Raw genomic sequence first — 19,235 nt, forward strand, 5'->3', positions numbered from 1 at the left:
TCTGTCTCGCTTCAATGGTATGCCGGAGCGAAGGGGAGGGACGATGATGCTGGGACGGGCACTGACGGGAATGGCATTGCTGCTGGCGGGTGCCGGCGCGGGATCGCTGGCAGGCGCCCGGCCGCAGCAGGCCGCACCTGCCGCTCCGCAGGCGCGCTACAGCTACAGCCAGGTGATGGTGCCGATGCGCGACGGCACCCGGCTGCAGACGGTGATCCGCCGTCCGCTCGGTAAGCAGGGGCCGCTGCCGATCCTGCTCCAGCGGTCGCCCTATGGCGTGCCGCCTGCCGGCGCGGTCGGGCCAGAACGCAGCCTCGAGTATTTGGAGCCGGACGGCTATATCCTCGTCAACCAGAACATGCGCGGCCGCTTCGAAAGCGAGGGCAGCTTCACCATGTCGATGGCGCTCCAGCCGCAAGGGGCAAAGGGCGTGGACGAGGCGACCGACGCCTATGACACGATCGACTGGCTGGTGAAGAACGTGCCCGCAAACAACGGCCGCGTCGGCATGATGGGCGTGTCCTACCCCGGCTATGCCGCCGCCGTCGCGCTCGCGCGTCCGCATCCTGCGCTGAAGGCCGTCAGCCCGCAGGCGGCGTGGAACGACTGGTGGATCAACGACGACCTGCATCGCTACGGCGCGATGCGGCTCTCCTATGCGACCGACTGGCTCTATCCGCTCCAGAACAACAAAGAGGGCGAGAGCTTCGATTCCGGCGCCTATGACAGCTACGAATGGTTCCTGAAGCTCGGGCCGATCGAGAATCTCGACAAGCGCTACTTCAAGGGCAGCGTGCCGCGGCTGACGCAGATGATCGAGCACCCGGACTACGACCGCCTCTGGAAGGACCAGCACTGGACCGACCGGCTGGGCCGCTCGGGCGTGCCGACGCTCCATGTCGCCGGCTTCTGGGATCAGGAGGACCCGCTCGGCAGCTGGAAGATCTACGAGAAGATGGAGGCCAATGACCCCGATCACAACAACATGATCGTGGCCGGCCCCTGGGCGCATGGGACCTGGCGCCAGGCCGGCAGTGACATGGGGCATTTCCCCATCCCCGGCACCAGCGGCACCGATTTCCGCCGTGACATCGAGGCGCCGTTCTTCCGCTACTGGCTGCACGGCAAGGGGACGAAGCCCAGCTTCGAGGCCAGGATGTTCCAGTCCGGCAGCTGGACGTGGAAGAGCTACCCCAAGTGGCCCGCACCCGGCGCGACCGCGACCGCACTCTACCTGCGCGCGGACGGCTCGCTGTCGTTCGACGGCGCGGGAGACGCTGGCCAGTGCCGGGAGTTCGTGTCCGATCCCGCGAACCCGGTGCCGTTCCGCGAGAGGCCGATCTCGCCCACCTATCCGTCGCTCGAGTGGCGGTGGTGGGAAGCAGCTGACCAGCGCTTCGTCGAGAACCGCCCGGACGTGCTCAGCTGGACGAGCGCGCCGCTGGAGCAGGATCTGACGGTGACGGGCGACGTGGCGGCGACGCTGATGGCGTCCACCTCCGGCACCGACAGCGACATGGTCGTCAAGCTCATCGACGTCTATCCCGACGACGCCGAACCCACGCCGTCTCCGGCGCAGATGGGCAACTACGCCAGGTCGATCAACGGCTATCGCCTGCCGATCGCGATGGAGGTGCGTCGCGGGCGCTGGCTCGACGACTGGTCGACGGCCAAGCCGCTGGTCCCGAACCAGGTGCGCGCATGGGACGTCCCGCTGCGTGACCATGACCATGTGTTCAAGGCAGGGCACCGCATCATGGTGCAGGTGCAGTCGAGCTGGTTCCCGGTGATCGACCGCAACCCACAGAAGTTCGTGCCCAACATCTACAAGGCGAAGCCGGAAGATTTCGTGAAGGCGACGCAGCGGGTGTGCACCGGCAGCAAGGTGACGTTGCCCGTCATGCGCTGAGGCGGCGATCCGGCGCCATTTCCTTGCGAGCGTATCGCAATAGGAAATAGCGCCGCGTCCCGGCGTTGCTCCTTTTCCAGGGAGGAGTGCCCGATGCAGTTCAGGATCAACGGCCAGACCTATGCGGCGGAGGTGGACGTGCGCACCTCGCTGCTCGACCTTGCGCGCGAGCATCTGGGGCTGACCGGCAGCAAGAAGGGTTGCGACCACGGCCAGTGCGGCGCCTGCACGATGCTGGTCAACGGCCGTCGCATCAACAGCTGCCTGACCCTGGCGGTGATGCACCAGGACGACGAGATCACGACCATCGAGGGGCTGGGCGCGCCCGGCGCCTTGAACCCCCTGCAGGCGGCATTCGTGAAGCACGACGGCTTCCAGTGCGGCTATTGCACCCCGGGCCAGATCTGCTCGGCGACGGGGATGCTGGACGAGCTCGCAAAGGGCTGGCCGAGCCATGTCACCGCCGACCTCGAGTCGGTGACGTTCACCGACGCCGAGATCCAGGAGCGGATGAGCGGCAATCTGTGCCGCTGCTCGGCCTATCCGAACATCGTCGAGGCGATCCGCGAGGCCGCCGAGAGCCAGCATCTGGCGGAGGCGGCGGAATGAAGCCGTTCCACTATGCGCGGGCGGGCACGCCCGAGGACGCGGCGCGCGCGGGTGCGGTTGCGGGCGCGAAGTTCATCGCGGGCGGTACCAACCTGCTCGACCTGATGAAGCTGCAGGTGGAGACGCCCGAGCAGATCGTCGACATCAGCCGCCTCGACCTGAACCAGGTGGAGGAGACGGAGGACGGCGGCCTGCGCATCGGTGCGCTCGTGCCCAACGCCGACCTCGCCGCCCACCCGCTGGTACGGCAGCGCTACGAGGCGCTGTCGCGCGCGCTGCTGGCGGGGGCGTCGGGGCAGCTGCGCAACAAGGCCTCGACCGGCGGCAACCTGCTCCAGCGGACCCGATGCTATTATTTCTACGAGACGGGCGACGCCTGCAACAAGCGGTCGCCGGGTAGCGGCTGTGCGGCGCGCGACGGCTTCAACCGCATCCACGCCGTGCTGGGCGCGTCCGAGGCGTGCATCGCGACCCACCCGTCCGACATGGCAGTGGCGATGCGGATGCTCGACGCGACGGTCGCGACCCAGCTGCCGGATGGGGACCGCCGCCGCCTATCGATCGGCGACTTCTACCGCCTGCCCGGTGACACGCCGCACATCGAGAACGCGCTCCGCCCGGGCGAACTCATCACCCATATCGAGCTGCCCGCCCCGCCGCCGGGGCGGCAGCTCTATCGCAAGGTGCGCGACCGCGCCTCCTACGCCTTCGCGCTGGTGTCGGTGGCGGCGGCCATTGCGGTCGAGGAAGGGCGCATCGCCTCCGCGAAGCTCGCGTTCGGGGGGCTCGCGCACATGCCGTGGCGGGACGGCGCCATCGAGGAAGCGCTGGTGGGCCAGGCGCCTTCCGACGCGCTGTTTGCAACCGCGTCCGACACGCTGCTGCGCGACGCGCGCGGCTACGGCCACAACGACTTCAAGATCCCGCTCGCGCGCCGCGTCCTGATCGCGACTCTCAAGGAGCTCACCGCATGAGCGACAGCACCACGCTCAAGATGGACGTGCCCGTCCCCGCCAGCCTGCTCGACGCGGGCACGCAGGGGCTGATCGGCCGCCCGCTCGACCGGATCGACGGGCCCCTGAAAGTCGCGGGACGGGCGACCTATTCGGCGGAATATGCGCTGCCGAACCTGGCGTACGGTTTCCTGGTGCAGGCGAAAGTCGGCCGCGCCCGTGTCACCGGCATCGACACTGCGGCGGCGCTGGAGATGCCGGGGGTGCTCGACGTGGTGATCGACCTCGACACCTTTATCCGCAATCCTCAGCAGGGCGGTTCCAACAAGGCGCCGACCCAGGGCGTCGAGGAGATCCACTATTTCGGCCAGGTGGTCGCGATCGTCGTCGCCGAGACCTTCGAACAGGCGCGGGATGCCGCCGCCCGCGTGCACGTCGCCTTGGAGGACAAGCCGGGACTGTTCGAGTTCGACGCGCGCTTGGAGGAAGCTCATAAGCCTAAGGGCGGATCGACCGAGCCGCATGTCGCGACCGGCGACCCGGACAGGGCGCTGGCCGAAGCGCCGGTGGTGCTCGATGCCGTCTGGACGACGCCCAGCCAGAACAGCGCCGCGATGGAGCCGCATGCCTCCACGGCGGTGTGGGAAGGGGACGCGCTCACGGTCTATGGCTCGTACCAGATGCCCGCCTCCGACAAGCAGCAGCTTGCGCAGGCCCTGGGGATGAAGCCGAACAAGGTGCGCATCATCTCCGCCTATGTGGGGGGCGGCTTCGGCTCGAAGCTCGGCATCGCGCCGGAGGTGGTCGCAGCGGCGCTTGCGGCGCGCAAGCTCGGGCGGCCGGTGAAGACGGTGATGAGCCGCCAGCAGGTGTTCGACGCCACCGTCCGCCGCTCCAACACGCACCAGCGGATACGCCTGGGCGCAGGAGCCGATGGGCGATTGACGACGGTCGTGCACGAGACCGTATCGAGCAACATCGAGGGCGAGGAGTATTTCGAGCCGGCGGGTGTCTCGACCCATTTCCTCTACGCGGGCGAGAATCGCCGGATAACCCACGACCTGTTGCCGATGGACTGGCTGCTGTCGGGCTCGATGCGCGCGCCAGGAGAAGCGGCGGGGATGCTCGCGCTCGAAGCTGCGATGGACGAGTTTGCGGAGAAGCTGGGCATGGACCCGGTCGAGCTGCGCAAGATCAACGATCCCGAGCAGGATCCGCTGAAGGGCGTTCCCTTCTCAACCCGCCAGCTGACGCGCTGTCTCGACGAGGGAGCCGCGGCGTTCGGCTGGAAGGATCGCAACCCCACGCCGGGTGCAAGGCGCGAGGGCGAATGGCTGGTGGGCCACGGCATGGCCGCGTCCGCGCGTTCCAACCACTTGCAGGAGTCGCAGGCGCGTGTTTCGATCGGGGCAGACGGTCGTGCGACGGTCGAAACCGACATGACCGACATCGGCACCGGCACCTACACGATCCTCGCGCAGATCACCGGCGAGCTGCTGGGGCTCCGGCCCGAGTGGATCGACGTGCGGCTGGGGGACACCGACACACCGCCGGGTGCGGGTTCGGGCGGGTCCTGGGGTGCCAGCAGCAGCGGCTCCTCGGTCTATCTCGCGTGCGAGGCGCTCCGCGCGAAGATCGCAACGGCCATGGGCTGCGCCGAGGAGGAGCTCACGCTGAAGGACGGGCGCGCGATCGCGCAGAACCGCAGCGTTCCGCTCTCCTCTCTGGTGGGCGAGGGGCTCTCTGCCGAGGGCACCATCAAGCCGGGCAAGTTGGAGGAAGAGCGGCGCCAGGCCTCCTATGGCGCGCATTTCTGCGAGGTGCGGGTGAACGCCGTCACCGGCGAAGTGCGCGTGAACCGGTTCGTCTCGACCTTTGCCGCGGGGCGGATCCTCAACGAAAAGACCGCGCGATCGCAGTGCATCGGCGGGATCGTGTTCGGCATCGGCGCGGCACTGACGGAAGAACTGGTGCACGATCCGCGCTCGGGAAGGGTCGTGAACCACGACCTCGCCGAATATCATGTGCCGGTGAACGCCGACGTGCCGCACATCGAGGTGCACTTTCTTCCCGAGCGCGACCAGTTCGCCAATCCGCTCCAGTCGAAGGGGCTGGGCGAGCTCGGCATCTCGGGAGCGGGCGCAGCCGTCGCCAACGCGATCTACAACGCCACGGGAGTGCGGATCCGGGACTATCCCCTGACGCTCGACAAGCTGCTGCCGGGATTGCCGACCGTATGAGCCAGGGCGGTTGCCGGGGTACCGCGCATCTGCGAGCGGGTGCCGATGGCCGATAACGACAGCGTCCTTTCCGCCGCGCGCGTCTGGCAGGGCGAGCCGCTCGCGATTGCCACGGTGATCTCGACCTGGGGGTCGGCGCCGCGTCCGCGCGGGAGCCATATGCTGGTCCACGCCGATGGGCGCTTCGAGGGATCGGTGTCGGGCGGGTGCGTGGAAAGTGATATCCTCGCCACCGCCGCCGAGGTGATCGCCGGCGCTCCCTTCCAGCGCAAGCGCTACGGCGTCGCCGATGCGGCCGCCTGGGAAGTCGGGCTGCCCTGCGGCGGCGAGATCGAGGTGATCGTTCAGCCGGTCTCCGCCACGGGCTTCGATCCCGAACTGTTCGACCGCATCGCCGAGGCGCGCGCAGACGGCAAGGCGCTGACGGTCGAGACCGATCTGGAGACGGGGCACAGCACGCTTCGCGACGAGGGTTCGGCCGAAGTGTTCCGCAACCGCTATGATCCCCCGCGACGGCTGCTGATCGTCGGTGCGGTGCAGATCGCCCAGTCGCTCGCGGCGCTTGCCACGACGCTCGGGATCGCGACGGTGGTGATCGACCCGCGGGCTCGCTTTCTCACCGAGGAACGCTTCCCCGGGGTGGTGCTGGACGATCGCTGGCCCGACGAGGCGATCGAGGCGCTGAGCCCCGACCCGGCAACCGCGGTGGTCACGCTCAGCCATGACATCAAGATCGACGATCCCGCACTGATCGCGGCGCTTGCCAGCCCCGCCGCTTATGTGGGCGCGCTGGGATCGAAGCGCAGCCACGCCGCGCGGTTGGAGCGGCTGGCCGCGGCCGGCGTGTCCGCCGATGCGCTGGCCCGGATCGATGGTCCCGTCGGGCTCTCGATCGGCGCGATCGGGCCTGCGGAGATCGCGCTCTCGATCGCCGCGGCGGTGGTCCAGGCCTTCCATGCTCCGCGCTGAAGACACCGCCCTGGTGCTGCTCGCCGCCGGCCGCTCGCGCCGGTTCGGGGATAGGGACAAGCTCACCGAGCGCTTCCTGGACAAGCCGCTCGCCTATCACGTGGTGACGGCGTTGGAGGCAGTGCCGTTTCGCTGCCGGATCGCGGTGGTCTGCCAGACCAGCCTGGATTTCGCCGCGCGCGGCTACACCGTCGTCGAGAACCCCGGCACCGAGGACGGGCAGGCCGGATCGGTGCGGCTGGGTGTCCAGACGGCAATCGACCAGGGAGCGTCCGCGGTGCTGATCGCGCTCGCCGACATGCCGCGGGTGACCGCCACGCACGTCTATCGGCTCCTCGACTATGCCGAAGGGCCGGATGCCGTGATCGCGTCCAGCAACGGCATTCACCCGACACCCCCTGCGCTGTTCGGGGCCAATCATTTCCCCGAGTTGTTGCGCTGCTGCGGTGACGAGGGTGCCCGCGCACTGGTGCGGGGCGGGCACCATGTGATCACGCGGGCGGACGAGTTGATCGACGTCGACACACCCGAGGACCTGGCGGCGCTGCGCACCGCCTATGGCCTCACGCCGGAGGTCGCCGCTATTCGTGCCGCAGCGCGTCGATCGGATTGAGCGCCGCTGCCCGTCGCGCCGGGAAATAGCCGAACACCACCCCGATCAGCGCTGCAATCGCAAAGGCGATCAGGTTGATCTGCGGCTCGAACAGATAGGGGACCTGCATCACCGGGGCGAGGACGAGGACCGCAAGTTGCGCGATCACCAGCCCGACGATGCCGCCCAGACAGGACAGGGCGATCGCCTCCACCAAGAACTGCATGAGCACTTCGCGCGCGACCGCACCGATCGCCAGGCGGATGCCGATCTCGCGCGTGCGTTCGGTCACCGAGACTAGCATGATGTTCATGATGCCGATCCCGCCGACGACGAGGCTGATGGCGGCGACGGCGGTGACGATGCCGGTGAGGAGCGTGGTCGTGCCGGTGAGCGTCGCCGAGATCTGCGCCGTGTCGAAGATGTTGAAATCATCGTCCTTACCGCCGCTGATGTTCCGACGCTCGCGCAACAGATCGGTGACCGACGCCTGCACCGTGCTGCTTTCATAGGCGGCATCGACCCCGACCAGCATGAGGCGGATGTCGCGGCTGCCGGTGAAGCGGCGCTGCACCGTCTTGATCGGCATGATGACGACATCGTCCTGGTCGCCGCCGAAACCCGCCTGGCCACGTGTCGAAAGCGTGCCGACGACGTCGCAGGAGACGTTGCCGATGCGGAAGCGGTGGCCCACCGCCTCGCCGCCCCGGAAGAGGTTCTGCCGGACGGTGTTGCCGATGATGCAGACGGCCTTGCCCGCCTGTTCCTCGGCCGGTTGGAAGATGCGGCCCGAGGTGAGCGGCCAGGGCTGCACGCGGAAATAGTCGTTGGTGGTGCCGTTGATCGTCGTCGACCAGTTGGCGCCGTTGTAGATCGCGGTGGCGGCCGATTGCGCCTGGGGCGCCACCGCGGTCACGCCTGCGACCTGCTCGCGGATCGCCTCGACGTCCGCCTCTTCGAAGTCGGGCGGGCGGGGGCCGCCGCCGCCGCGTCCGAAGCCCTGGCCGGGGCGGATCTGAAGGATGTTAGTGCCGAGCGCTGCGATCTGGGACTGCACGGCGGAGGTAGTCGCCTTGCCCAGCGTCACCATGGTGACGACCGCTGCGACGCCGATGATGATGCCCAGCGTCGTCAGGAACGAGCGCAGCTTGTGCCGCAGGATCGAACGGACGGCCAGGAGGATGGTGGTGCCCAGCATCAGTCGACCGTCTCGCCCTGGCGATGGTTATGGTCCACCCGCTCGACGAGGCCATCCTTGAAGTGGATGACCGTTCTCGCGAATGCCGCCATGTCCGGCTCGTGCGTGACCATCAGCACGGTGATGCCGCTCTGTGCGTTGAGGTCGCTCAACAGCTTCATGATCTCCACCGATCGCTCCGAATCGAGGTTGCCGGTCGGCTCGTCGGCAAGCAGCACGTCGGGCTGCGTCACGATCGCGCGGGCGATCGCCACGCGCTGCTGCTGACCGCCCGAAAGCTCGGCCGGGGTGTGGTCCCACCATTGATCGAGCCCGACCTTGGCGAGCGCCGCCATGGCGGCTTCCCTGCGCTCGGCCTTGGCATCGCCGCGGTAGAGCAGGGGCAGTTCGACATTCTCGAGAGCGCTGGTGCGGGCGAGCAGATTGAACCCCTGGAACACGAAGCCGAGGTAACGCCGGCGCAGCAGCGCACGCTCGTCGCGGCCGAGCGTCTCCACATGGTGGCCGCGGAACTCGAACGTTCCCCCCGAGGGTACGTCGAGGCAGCCGAGGATGTTCATCGTCGTCGACTTGCCCGAACCCGACGGCCCCATCACCGCCACGAAGTCACCGGCTGCGATGTCCAGGTCGATGCCCTTCAGCGCCTGGAACTGCGTCGCCCCCTCACCATAGACCTTGGTGACGTTGCGCAGGCGGATGATCGGCGCGGCGCCGTCACTGGCCACGCTGGCCTCCACCGCCGCCCGCGCTGCGCTGACCGCGCGCCCCGCCGCCGGCGGCCGGTGCGGTCTGCCCGGCCGCAAGCTGACCGGTGATGACCTTCATGCCGGGCTTCAGCCCGCCGCCGACCACTTCGGTCATCTGCCCGTTGGTGTTGCCGGTGGAGATCTGCACCGGCTGCGGCTTCCCGTCCTCGCCCAGCACGTAGACGGTCTGCTGGCCGCTGCGGGAGGAAGTGGCGCTCTTTTCGGCGCCGCTGCCGCTGCCACGCCGGCGCGGGCCGGGCAGAAGCGCGCCGGTGATGCCGCCGCGGCTGCTGCCGCTCGCCGCCGTCCCGGCGTCAGTTGCAGGCGTGAAGCGGAGTGCCGCATTCGGCACCAGAAGCACCTGCGGGCGCTCGACCGTCACGATCTCGGCCGTCGCGGTCATGCCGGGGCGCAGCCGAAGCTCCGGGTTCTCGACACTCAGCGTCGCCGCATAGGAGACGACCTGACCGGTGGTGCTAGTCGCGGTGGTGGACGACGAGGAACTCGCGCTGGTTGTCAGGTTCGAACCCAGGTCGACCCGGGTGATCCGGGCCGGGAAGGTGGCGCCCGGGAAGGCGTCGACCGTGAAGTTCGCGCGCTGCCCTTCCTTCACCTGGCCGACGTCCGCCTCGTCGATCGCGACCTCGAGCTTCATCGAGGAGAGGTCCTGGGCGATCACGAACAGGGTGGGGGTGTTGAACGAGGAGGCGACCGTCTGCCCCGGCTCGATCTGCCGAGCAAGCACGACGCCGTTGACGGGCGAGCGGATGATCGCGCGGGTGCGTTGGGTCTGGTCCGAATTGAGCTGCGCGCGTGCGGAGACGACGTTCGCCTCGGCAGCCCGCACGGACGCGACGGCGCGCGCGGCGGCGGCACGTGCCGTCTCCAGCTCGGTCTTTGCCGGAACGCGCCCGCCGGAGAGACGGCTTACCTCTTCCAGTCGTGCCAGCTGCGCCTGCGATTCCTGCTGCGTCGCCTTGGCCGTCGCAACGTCTGCCAGCCGCGCGTTCAGCGCCGCCTGGCTTTGCTGAATGGCGTCGTCGAGCCGCTCCGGGTCGATGAGGGCGAGCGGCTGGCCCGCGCTCACGCGGTCGTTGACGTCCACGACCACCTTGGTGACGAGGCCCGACAATTCGGAACCCACCTCGACCTGGTTGGTGGGTGCGAGCTTGCCGGTGGCGGAGACGGTCACCGTCAGTGCACCCCGTTCCACGGCTTCGGTCGCATAGGATACGCCATCGGCGCCGCGGAAGCAGCGGGACAGCGCGAAGATCAGCAGCAGCAGGACGACCACGACGACGACCCACTTCAGTCGCTGCCGCCAGCGGGGCACCGGCTTGGCGCCCAGGAAGTCGTTGAGTTCGGTGGAGGTGGGTTCGGCCATCAGCGGTCCTGCGGGGTCTGGTCGGTCGGGGCGACGGCGGGGAAGCTGCCGGTGATGCGGGGAACGTCGCGGGTGTCGCCGCCTGGGATGGCGGCGGCGTCCCAGCCGCCGCCCAGGGCGGTGAAGAGCTGGACAAGCGCGCTCGCCTGGTCGGCCTGCGCCTGGACAAGGCCGTTGCTTGCCGAAAGCAGCGAGGCCTCGGCCTGGTTGAGGGTCGTGATGTCGGTCAGCCCCGCGCGATACTGGCTGCGCGAGAGGATGGCACTGTTGCGCGAGGCGTCCAGCGCCACCGCGAACTCTCGGGCACGGCGCTGCGCCGCGTCGAGGGCGACGATGGCATTTTCCACGTCCTCCAGCGCCGTCAGCACCGTCGAGCGATAGCTGAGCAGGGCACCCTCGGCCGCCGCTTCCTGCGAGCGGACCTGGGAACGTAATCGCCCGCCGTTGAAGATCGTCTGGGTGAGCCCGGCGAACAGCCCGCCGCTGATGACGTCGGCAAGATTGCCGAGGTTCGTGGCGTTCGTGTCGATGCTGCCGCTGATGGCGAGCGCCGGATACAGCTGCGCTCGCGCGACGCCGATCTGTGCGGTTGCCGCCGCCAGGCTACGCTCCGCCGCCAGGACGTCCGGACGCTGGCGCAGGGTGTCGGCAGGGATGCCGACGCCGACCGGGGTGACGGCGGCCGGGATCGGGCGGGTGGCCGCCATCGCTTCCTTGAGCGCACCGGGCGCGCGGCCCGTCAGCACCGCAAGGCGGGAAACGGCGGCGTTGTAGTTCGCCTCGATCGTGGGAATGGTGGCCGCGGTCTGCGCGCGCTGGGCCCGGGCGGTTTCCTGGTCGACCGACGAGACCAGCCCCGCCTGCACCCGGAAGCCGGCGATCTCCAGATTGTCGTCCTGAAGGGCAAGCGAGCTGCGGGCGTTGGCGAGCTGCGCCTGGGCAAGCCGGGCGGTGACGTAGTTGCGGGCGATCTCGGCCTGTTGCGCGATCAGCACCGTCGCATAGTCGAAGCGGCTCGCCTCTTTGCTCGCCCGGCTCGCCTCGATGGTGCGGCGCACGCCGCCGAACAGGTCCGCCTGGTAGCTCGCGTCCGCGCCCAGCGTGAAGTTGCCGCCGGTGCCGCGGCTGATGTTGGTGACGGTGCCGTCGGGCAGCGTGATCGCGGCGCTGCCGCCGCGAATGTTGAAGTTGCGCGAATAGCCGGCGGATCCGGAGAGGCTCGGCAGCAGCCCGGCACGCGACTGCAGCAGCGACTCGCGGGCCTGCCGCAGGCGGATGACCGCCTGCGCGACGTCGAGGTTGGTGGTCGCGGTCTCCGCCACCAGCTGCCCCAGCAGCGGATCGTTGAAGCGTTCCCACCAGCGGGCGAGATCCTCGTGCCGGTTCTGGTCCGCGGCGACGGAATAGCGATCGGGGACGCCGAGCTCCGCGGGGGAAGCGGGCCGGTAATCCGGCCCCGCCGCGCAGGCGGACAAGACGGCGGGAGCGGCGAGAAGAACGGAAAGACGCCGGATCGACATGGCGGCGACAAGAGCCGCGTATCGCGGCTTCGTCCACTGTTTTCTTGTCGCGACTTGTAACGGTGGCGTCGCGATTTGCTTCCCGGGAGTTTTCCCGTGGCAGGGCCGGGGCGCCTCCTGGAAGCGCCCCGGCGATCGCTCAGCGCGTTTCGTTGCTGGTGTTAAACCCGGCTGCCTTGGGCTCGCCGATCTCCTGCTCACCGGCAAGCGCATGATCGACATCGTCCTCCAGCGTCTCCAGGTGCATCAGGCGCTTCACGAACGGTGACACCAGCAGCACGGCCACGCCGATGCCGATCGTCCACCAGCCGATGGTATCGTAGACGGCAAGGGTCCCTTCCTTGGTCATCACGCCGCCTTCGCCACCGGTCGCCTCACCGATCTTGCCGGCGACGAACTGGCCGACCGCCGTCATGTAGAACCAGGCGCCCATGATCAGGCTGGCCAGCGTCTTGGGCGAAAGCCGGTTCATGGCCGACAGGCCGACCGGCGACAGGCAGAGCTCGCCCGAGGTCTGGAACAGATAGACCAGGAACACGAACAGCACCGGCGTCGCGACACCCGGGCCGACCGAGTTGGCGCCCCAGACGAACACCAGGAAGGCGAAGCCCACCTGGAGCAGCGCCAGGCCGAACTTGGCGGGGGTCGACGGTTCAAGCCCGCGCTTGCCCAGCCACACCCACAGCCAGGCGAAGATCGGCCCCAGCAGCACGATGTAGAGCGGGTTGATCGACTGGAAGATCGACGCGGGCACGCCACCGCGATCGACATAGCGGTCGGTGTAGAGGTTGAGCGACCCGCCCGCCTGCTCGAACAGGCCCCAGAACACCGGATTGAGCGCGATCAGGAACAGGATCACCCACAGCCGGTGCCGTGCCTCGCGGTCCACACGGAACGACTGGAAAAGAACATAGCCGAGCAGCGCGAAGCCACTGACGGCGAGCAGCAGCTCGATCACGTCGCGGTACTGGATCAGCGCCCAGGCGATGGCGATCGACGCGAGGCCGAGGCCATAGAGCACATGCTCGAAGCGGATGCCGCCGACCTTGCGGGCCAGGGCTGCAGGATCGGGGGACTCGCCATGGCCCAGCAGCAGCGGCTTGAATCCCACGAAGACGATCAGGCCCAGCAGCATGCCGACGCCCGCCGCGCCGAAGCCGTAGCTCCAGCCGTAGGTCTCGCCCAGCCAGCCGGCCAGGATCGTGCCCAGCGTCGCGCCCACGTTGATGCCGATGTAGAAGATCGTATAGGCGCCGTCGCGACGCACGTCGGTGCGCGGGTAGAGCTGGCCCACGATCACCGAGATGTTCGCCTTCAGGAAGCCGGTGCCGACGATGATGAAGGCGAGCGCCAGCCAGAAGATGTTGATGGCCGCGCCGCTGTTGCCGCCGCCGTCGCCTTCGAAGCCCATCATCGTGTGGCCGATCGTCAGCAGGATCGCGCCGAACAGCACGGCCTTGCGCTGGCCCAGATACCGGTCGGCGAGATAGCCGCCCAGCACCGGGGTGACGTACACCAGGCTGTTGTAGGCGCCGTAGATCAGGTTGGCCTCGCCATCGCTGAACAGCCAGTGCTTGGTGAGGTAGAACACCAACAGCGCGCGCATGCCGTAGTAGGAGAAACGCTCCCACATCTCGGCGAAGAACAGGACGTACAGGCCCTTTGGATGGCCTGCGAACTCGGGCTTGCTGCTCATCGCGATGGACGCGCCACCGACGAGCAATACCAACAGAAAGGCAACGGCGATTGCCGGAATGACAGCCACTAGATTCCCCTTTGAAGCCATGGCGGCGCCGCGGTTTCCCGGGCGCCTGGCGTGCATGGCGCGCGAGACTAGCGGAGAATCGCGTCGTGCCAAGCAGTTGTTGCCCGCGGTCCATGCCGCTAGGCCCTCCCGATGACCTTCAACGACCGCACCACGCCGCTTTCGCTGCTCGCCACCCGCCGCTCGGGCAAGGCACGCGAGATGGTCGCTCCCGGCCCGACACCCGAGCAGATCGACGCGATGCTGGCGCTTGCCGCGCGCACGCCAGACCACGGCAAGCTGGCGCCGTGGCGATTCGTCGTGGTGCCGGACGACCGGCGCGCGGCGTTCAACGCGATGCTGGCGGATGCCTATCGGACGGAAAAGCCCGATGCCGGCCGGCTGGAGCTGGATGCGATGGCTGGCTTCGGCGTGCCGGCCCCGGCCTTGGTGGTGGTACTGTCCTCGCCCCGCCCCGACAGCCATATCCCGCTGTGGGAGCAGCAGATGTCCGCCGGCGCCGCCGCCATGAACCTGCTGCACGCCGCCCATGCCATGGGCTTCGTCGCAAGCTGGATCACCGGCTGGCCGAGCCTGTCGCCGACGGTGCGCGACGCCTTCGGCAGCGATCCGGAGCGGATCGTCGGCTTCGTGTTCATCGGCACGCCGGGCAAGCCGCTGGAGGAGCGCCCGCGGCCGGACCTCGCCGCGGTGGTCAGCCGCTGGGATGGTTGAGGCTGGACGCGCTGCTCGGTTGCTGTATTAAGGCAGCATGGCAGCGATCGAGAACGACGACAGCCCCGTGTACCTGAAACTCCGCGCGATCGTGGCTGCCGCCATCTTGCGCGGGGAATATCGGGCAGGAGACCAGCTCCCCTCGGTCCGCGCCTTTGCCGCAGAGCAGGGGGCGAACCCGTTGACGGTCGCCAAGGCCTATCAGACCTTCCAGGACGACGGGTACGTCGAGGTCCGGCGTGGGGTCGGCATGTTCGTGCTCGCGGGTGCCGCCGAGCGGCTGCGGCTTGCCGAGCGTGACCGCTTCCTGGCGGGGACCTGGCCGCGGGTGCGCGAGCAGATCGCGCTGCTGGGCCTGGATCTGCACGACCTGCTGGAGCACGCCTGACGCCTTGTCGGGAACCGGGCACGGTTCGACGACGTTCTCCCCTGTTGATAAAAGGGGAAAGATCATGCGGCAGGACAGCAGCTCCGTGCCCGGAGCGACAGGCTCCCGGGTCGCCTATCGGCTTTCGGAAACCAACCACTGCCCGGGCTGCGGCCAGAGCCACTGGTTCGTCGGCCGGATGTCGGCTGAATGTGCGTTCTGCCACACCGCACTGCCGATCAGCGGGGTGCACAGTATCGGCAGTGGCGTGACCCGCACCTCGCCGCGGCCACCACTGCTCGCGGCCTGACGGCGGCGCGAACGGCCCTTGTCCCCGGGGAGCCCGCAGGATAGCGGCGGTTCCGTGCCGTCGCCTGCCGCCATGCCAACTCCACGCTGCCTGCCGTACGGCCCCGATGCGGTCGCCGAGGCGGCCCGGCGCATCGCCGACGGGCAGTGCGTCGCCGTTCCCACGGAGACGGTGTACGGACTGGCAGCGGACGCCACGCACGCCCAGGCTGTCGCCTCCATCTATGCCGCGAAGGGCCGCCCCAGCTTCAACCCGCTGATCGTCCACCTGCCCGATCGCGCCGCGGCGGAGGCGTTGGCCCATTTCGACGAGAATGCCGGTCGCCTCGCCGACGCATTCTGGCCGGGGCCGCTGACCCTGGTCCTGCCGCTTCGCGAGGATTCGGGGATCGCATCGCTGGTGACGGCCGGCCTTTCGACCATTGCCCTCCGCGTGCCGGCGCACCGCGCGATGCAGGCGCTGCTTGCCGCCACGGGCAGGCCGCTCGCGGCGCCGTCGGCCAACGCCAGCGGCGGCATCAGTCCGACCCGGGCGGAGCATGTCGCGGCAAGCCTCAAGGGGCGGATTCCGCTGGTGATCGAGGACGGGCCGACCGAACGCGGGCTGGAGTCGACGATCCTCGCCTGCACCGACGGCACCGTGCGGCTGCTGCGCCCGGGGCCGATCACCGCCGAGCAGGTCGCGGCGATCACGGGAGTCATGCCGGGCCCCGCCGGCAGCGGGATCGAGGCGCCGGGGCAACTGGCCAGCCATTACGCACCCGGCAAGCCGGTGCGGCTCGACGCCACGGCTGCGGATGCAGACGAGTGGCTGATCGGTTTCGGGCCCGTCCGGGGCGACGACACGCTGTCGGCCGCGGGCAATCTCACCGAAGCGGCAGCGCGGCTGTTCGATTGCCTGCACCGCGCGGATGCAGCACCGAAGGCGCGGATTGCCGTCGCGCCCGTGCCACGCGACGGGCTGGGCGCCGCGATCAACGATCGCCTGGCGCGCGCAGCCGTCTGAGGGGCAGCGCGGGGGATCTCCCAGCGCCGCCCATGAAGGTCAGGCTGCGGTCGGTTCCGCCGCCTTGGAACGTGCCGCGAAGCTCTTGCGCAGCTTCTGGAGCTTGGGCGGGATCACCGCCAGGCAATAGGGATTCCGCTGGCCTTCGCCTTCCCAATATTCCTGGTGATACCCCTCGGCCGGATACCATTCGCCCAGCGGCTCGATCGTGGTGACGATCTTGCCGCCGGTCTCGCCCGCGCGCTCGATGCCGGCACGCGCGCGCGCCTCCTGATCGGCGTCGTGCGGGAAGATCGCCGACCGGTACTGCGTCCCGATGTCGTTGCCCTGGCGGTTCAGTTGCGTCGGATCGTGCGTCGCAAAGAAGATGTCGAGCATCTCGTCATAGCTGATCTGGTCGGCATCATAGGTGATGCGGATCGCCTCGGCATGACCGGTGTCGCCGCCGCACACCTGCTTGTAGGTCGGATTCGGCACGGTGCCGCCGATGTAGCCGCTCTCGACCGACTCGACGCCGATCACGTCGCGGAACACCGCCTCGGTGCACCAGAAACAGCCGCCCGCAAAGGTCGCGACTTCGGTAGCCATCAAACATCTCCTGACAAATGCGAGAACGCGCCGGACTGGATCGAAAGCGGAGCTTCCGACCGCAGCCCCGCACGCGTTCGTCGCCTAGAGATAGGAACGCGCTCGCCCGGCACAATCACCACTGCTAGGCGATGCGGCCAAAGCAAAGGGGATTGATGCATGCGCGAAGGTTCGGTCCTGGTGACGGGCGGGGCGGGGTACATCGGCAGCCATGCCGTGCTGGCCCTGCTGGACGCCGGCTGGCGCGTGGTGGTGGTGGACAATCTCGTCACCGGGTTCGCCTGGGCCGTCGACCCGCGCGCGACCCTGGTCCAGGCGGCGATCGAGGACGAGGCTGCGGTGCGCGCGGTGATGCGCGAGCACGCTGTCCTGGCCGTTATGCACTTCGCCGGGTCGGTGGTGGTGCCGGAGTCCGTCGCGGACCCGCTCAAATACTATCGCAACAACACCGCCGCGAGCCGGTCTCTGATCGAAAGCGCGGTCGCCTGCGGGGTGAAGCACTTCATCTTTTCGTCGACTGCCGCGACCTATGGCATCCCCGACCAGGTGCCGATCCGCGAAGACTCGCCCAAGGCGCCGATCAATCCCTATGGCATGTCCAAGCTGATGACCGAGATCATGCTGAAGGACGTCGCCGCCGCGCATCCGATCAACTATTGCGCGCTGCGCTACTTCAACGTCGCCGGCGCGGACCCGCAGGGACGCTCGGGCCAGTCGACCGCAGGCGCGACGCACCTGATCAAGGTGGCGGTGGAGGCCGCGACGGGCAAGCGGAGCCACGTGTCGGTGTTCGGCACCGACTTCGCCACCGAGGACGGGACCGGCGTGCGCGACTATATCCATGTGTCGGACCTGGCGGCGGCGCACGTCCATGCGCTCGACCTGCTGATCGCCGAGCCGGGCGAAAGCCGCACGCTCAACTGCGGCTACGGCCGCGGCTATTCGGTGAACCAGGTCCTCGATGCCGTCGACCGGGTGACCAACCTGAAGATCGATCGCCGCATGGAAGGGCGGCGCCCCGGCGATCCCGATGCGTTGGTCGCGGACAACCGGGCGATCCTTGCCGCGCTGCCGTGGCGGCCGCAACATGACGATCTGGACCGCATCGTCGCCGACGCGCTCGCCTGGGAACGCGCCCTAGCCGAGCGCGCGCAGGGCTGACGCAACGACAACGTCATAACAATTATTACGAATATCGAAGCTGTGCGGAGAATATCGTTGAACAGCTCAGCAGTTGACGACCGCCGGGGCAAGTGAGAGCATCAAGCTTCGGCTGCTGAGTCGAATAAGCGGTAATAACGCGCATCGGAGTCACGCATGGTCAAGCTGATCAAAGTATCCGTATTGGCTGCAGTTTTCGCGACTGGATTCGTCAATCCAGTAGGAGCGCAGGTGAAGCGGCAGGAGTCCGCAACGTTTTTCTTCAGTGACGAGAATTACACGGAGCAGGTCGGCTTTTTCGTTCGGTTCTGCGATGGCAGCTTCTCGCGCGGCGGTACAGCCACGCTTTACAGTCAAGACCACTACTACGGTTGCAATTGATCGGCGTCGGGCGTCGGTGCGGCGGCGGTCGCGCCGACGCCCGCATCTGGTGAGTGCTCGGCAGGGGGATCGCTGAGAAGCGGGATGGTGGCCGAAGGCGTCAGACCTTCGTGCGAGCGAGCAGCGTCAGCTCCACCCGCCACCAGCCGAGCGCCCAGAGCGCGCCGAAGATCCAGCCGGCGAGCACGTCGCTCGGCCAATGTACCCCCAGATACACCCGGCTGATCCCGATCAGCGCGACGATCGTCATGGTGGCGGCGACGACGAACAGCCGTACGCGCGCCTCCCGGATCATCGGGAAGAGCAGCGTGGCGACCGTCAGATACACGATCGCGCTGTTCGCGCTGTGGCCGGACGGGAAGCTCGCCGAGGTCTCTCGCATCAGATGCTCGACCAGATCCGGCCGGGCGCGCTCGAACAACTGCTTGAGCAGCGACACCATGCTGCCCCCGCCGATCGTCGCCACCAGCGTCAGCGCCGCAGTCCGCCAGAGGCGGCGGAGCAGCAGCAGGATGGTCGCAAGCGTCACCACCAGGGTGAGCACCGTGCCGCTGCCGAGCGCGGTGATGTCGCGCGCGATCGAGGGCAGCTTGGCGGGACCGATCGGCACGTCGGGGTGGCCCGGCACGCGCATCGCGAGGATCAGCGTCCGGTCGAACGCCAGCGCGTCGCCGCGTGCGATCACCGAGGCGAGGAACAGCAACGCGAGCAGCGCGACGACGACGAGCACGCCCGCGATCAGCGGCCATGGCCTACGGCCGGACGCACGCGTTTCGTCGTCCAGGGATACGAGAGGGGGAGCCATGGCCCGCATGTCGCAGTCT

General features: G+C 68.4%; 18 protein-coding genes. 11 read left to right on the forward strand and 7 right to left on the reverse strand.

Annotated elements, in window-relative coordinates:
- Positions 1 to 43: 43 nt before the first annotated feature.
- The 6 genes from EO081_RS09765 to EO081_RS09790 all read left to right on the forward strand — a co-directional run bounded on the left by EO081_RS09765 (position 44) and on the right by EO081_RS09790 (position 7,293).
- On the forward strand, positions 44 to 1,909 hold the full coding sequence (locus EO081_RS09765) for a CocE/NonD family hydrolase (protein ID WP_240697626.1): 1,866 nt from the start codon (positions 44 to 46) through the stop codon (positions 1,907 to 1,909).
- Positions 1,910 to 2,002: 93 nt separating this feature from the next.
- Positions 2,003 to 2,518, forward strand: a complete 516-nt coding sequence (locus EO081_RS09770) for a 2Fe-2S iron-sulfur cluster-binding protein (RefSeq protein ID WP_129341768.1) — start codon at positions 2,003 to 2,005, stop codon at positions 2,516 to 2,518.
- Positions 2,515 to 3,492: an FAD binding domain-containing protein gene (locus tag EO081_RS09775; protein WP_129341769.1), complete on the forward strand. Its 978-nt coding sequence runs from the start codon at positions 2,515 to 2,517 to the stop codon at positions 3,490 to 3,492. The genes EO081_RS09770 and EO081_RS09775 overlap by 4 nt, the downstream gene beginning before the upstream one ends.
- Positions 3,489 to 5,711, forward strand: a complete 2,223-nt coding sequence (locus EO081_RS09780; RefSeq protein ID WP_129341770.1) for a xanthine dehydrogenase family protein molybdopterin-binding subunit — start codon at positions 3,489 to 3,491, stop codon at positions 5,709 to 5,711. Before EO081_RS09775 ends, EO081_RS09780 begins: the two co-directional genes overlap by 4 nt.
- 45 nt (positions 5,712 to 5,756) lie before the next feature.
- Positions 5,757 to 6,680: an XdhC family protein gene (locus tag EO081_RS09785; RefSeq protein WP_129341771.1), complete on the forward strand. Its 924-nt coding sequence runs from the start codon at positions 5,757 to 5,759 to the stop codon at positions 6,678 to 6,680.
- Positions 6,667 to 7,293: a nucleotidyltransferase family protein gene (locus tag EO081_RS09790; RefSeq protein WP_129341772.1), complete on the forward strand. Its 627-nt coding sequence runs from the start codon at positions 6,667 to 6,669 to the stop codon at positions 7,291 to 7,293. The genes EO081_RS09785 and EO081_RS09790 overlap by 14 nt, the downstream gene beginning before the upstream one ends.
- Here EO081_RS09790 and EO081_RS09795 read toward each other — a convergent pair.
- The 5 genes from EO081_RS09795 to EO081_RS09815 all read right to left on the reverse strand — a co-directional run bounded on the left by EO081_RS09795 (position 7,262) and on the right by EO081_RS09815 (position 13,906).
- Positions 7,262 to 8,470 carry an ABC transporter permease gene (locus tag EO081_RS09795; RefSeq protein WP_129341773.1) on the reverse strand — a complete coding sequence of 403 codons (1,209 nt, stop codon included), beginning with the start codon at positions 8,468 to 8,470 and terminating at the stop codon, positions 7,262 to 7,264. The genes EO081_RS09790 and EO081_RS09795 overlap by 32 nt on opposite strands.
- Positions 8,470 to 9,195, reverse strand: a complete 726-nt coding sequence (locus tag EO081_RS09800) for an ABC transporter ATP-binding protein (protein ID WP_129341774.1) — start codon at positions 9,193 to 9,195, stop codon at positions 8,470 to 8,472. Before EO081_RS09800 ends, EO081_RS09795 begins: the two co-directional genes overlap by 1 nt.
- A complete protein-coding gene (locus tag EO081_RS09805; RefSeq protein WP_129341775.1) occupies positions 9,185 to 10,600 on the reverse strand; it encodes an efflux RND transporter periplasmic adaptor subunit in 1,416 nt (471 codons plus the stop codon). Before EO081_RS09805 ends, EO081_RS09800 begins: the two co-directional genes overlap by 11 nt.
- Complete coding sequence (locus EO081_RS09810) at positions 10,600 to 12,120, reverse strand: efflux transporter outer membrane subunit (protein WP_183947937.1); 1,521 nt, start codon at positions 12,118 to 12,120, stop codon at positions 10,600 to 10,602. Before EO081_RS09810 ends, EO081_RS09805 begins: the two co-directional genes overlap by 1 nt.
- Before the next feature lie 139 nt (positions 12,121 to 12,259).
- Complete coding sequence (locus tag EO081_RS09815) at positions 12,260 to 13,906, reverse strand: peptide MFS transporter (protein WP_129341776.1); 1,647 nt, start codon at positions 13,904 to 13,906, stop codon at positions 12,260 to 12,262.
- Positions 13,907 to 14,017: 111 nt separating this feature from the next.
- On the opposite strand from EO081_RS09815, the gene EO081_RS09820 reads away from it, so the two are divergent.
- The 3 genes from EO081_RS09820 to EO081_RS09835 all read left to right on the forward strand — a co-directional run bounded on the left by EO081_RS09820 (position 14,018) and on the right by EO081_RS09835 (position 16,281).
- The gene (locus tag EO081_RS09820; protein ID WP_129341777.1) at positions 14,018 to 14,599 is read left to right on the forward strand and encodes a nitroreductase family protein; all 582 of its coding nucleotides are present in this window, start codon (positions 14,018 to 14,020) and stop codon (positions 14,597 to 14,599) included.
- A 37-nt stretch (positions 14,600 to 14,636) separates the two neighbouring features.
- Positions 14,637 to 14,987, forward strand: a complete 351-nt coding sequence (locus EO081_RS09825; protein ID WP_129341778.1) for a GntR family transcriptional regulator — start codon at positions 14,637 to 14,639, stop codon at positions 14,985 to 14,987.
- 361 nt (positions 14,988 to 15,348) lie between these two features.
- Positions 15,349 to 16,281, forward strand: a complete 933-nt coding sequence (locus tag EO081_RS09835; protein ID WP_129341780.1) for an L-threonylcarbamoyladenylate synthase — start codon at positions 15,349 to 15,351, stop codon at positions 16,279 to 16,281.
- 39 nt (positions 16,282 to 16,320) lie between these two features.
- Here the strand turns inward: EO081_RS09835 and msrA are convergent, their stop codons facing one another.
- Complete coding sequence (msrA, locus tag EO081_RS09840) at positions 16,321 to 16,869, reverse strand: peptide-methionine (S)-S-oxide reductase MsrA (RefSeq protein WP_129341781.1); 549 nt, start codon at positions 16,867 to 16,869, stop codon at positions 16,321 to 16,323.
- 159 nt (positions 16,870 to 17,028) lie between these two features.
- On the opposite strand from msrA, the gene galE reads away from it, so the two are divergent.
- Complete coding sequence (galE, locus tag EO081_RS09845) at positions 17,029 to 18,030, forward strand: UDP-glucose 4-epimerase GalE (RefSeq protein ID WP_129341782.1); 1,002 nt, start codon at positions 17,029 to 17,031, stop codon at positions 18,028 to 18,030.
- A gap of 156 nt (positions 18,031 to 18,186) precedes the next feature.
- On the forward strand, positions 18,187 to 18,411 hold the full coding sequence (locus EO081_RS09850; protein ID WP_129341783.1) for a DUF6289 family protein: 225 nt from the start codon (positions 18,187 to 18,189) through the stop codon (positions 18,409 to 18,411).
- A 100-nt stretch (positions 18,412 to 18,511) separates the two neighbouring features.
- Here EO081_RS09850 and EO081_RS09855 read toward each other — a convergent pair whose 3' ends face one another.
- Positions 18,512 to 19,216 carry a phosphatase PAP2 family protein gene (locus EO081_RS09855; RefSeq protein ID WP_129341784.1) on the reverse strand — a complete coding sequence of 235 codons (705 nt, stop codon included), beginning with the start codon at positions 19,214 to 19,216 and terminating at the stop codon, positions 18,512 to 18,514.
- Positions 19,217 to 19,235 lie beyond the last annotated feature (19 nt).

The organism is Sphingomonas desiccabilis (assembly GCF_004135605.1).
In the GTDB taxonomy this organism is placed as follows: Bacteria; Pseudomonadota; Alphaproteobacteria; order Sphingomonadales; family Sphingomonadaceae; genus Sphingomonas; species Sphingomonas desiccabilis.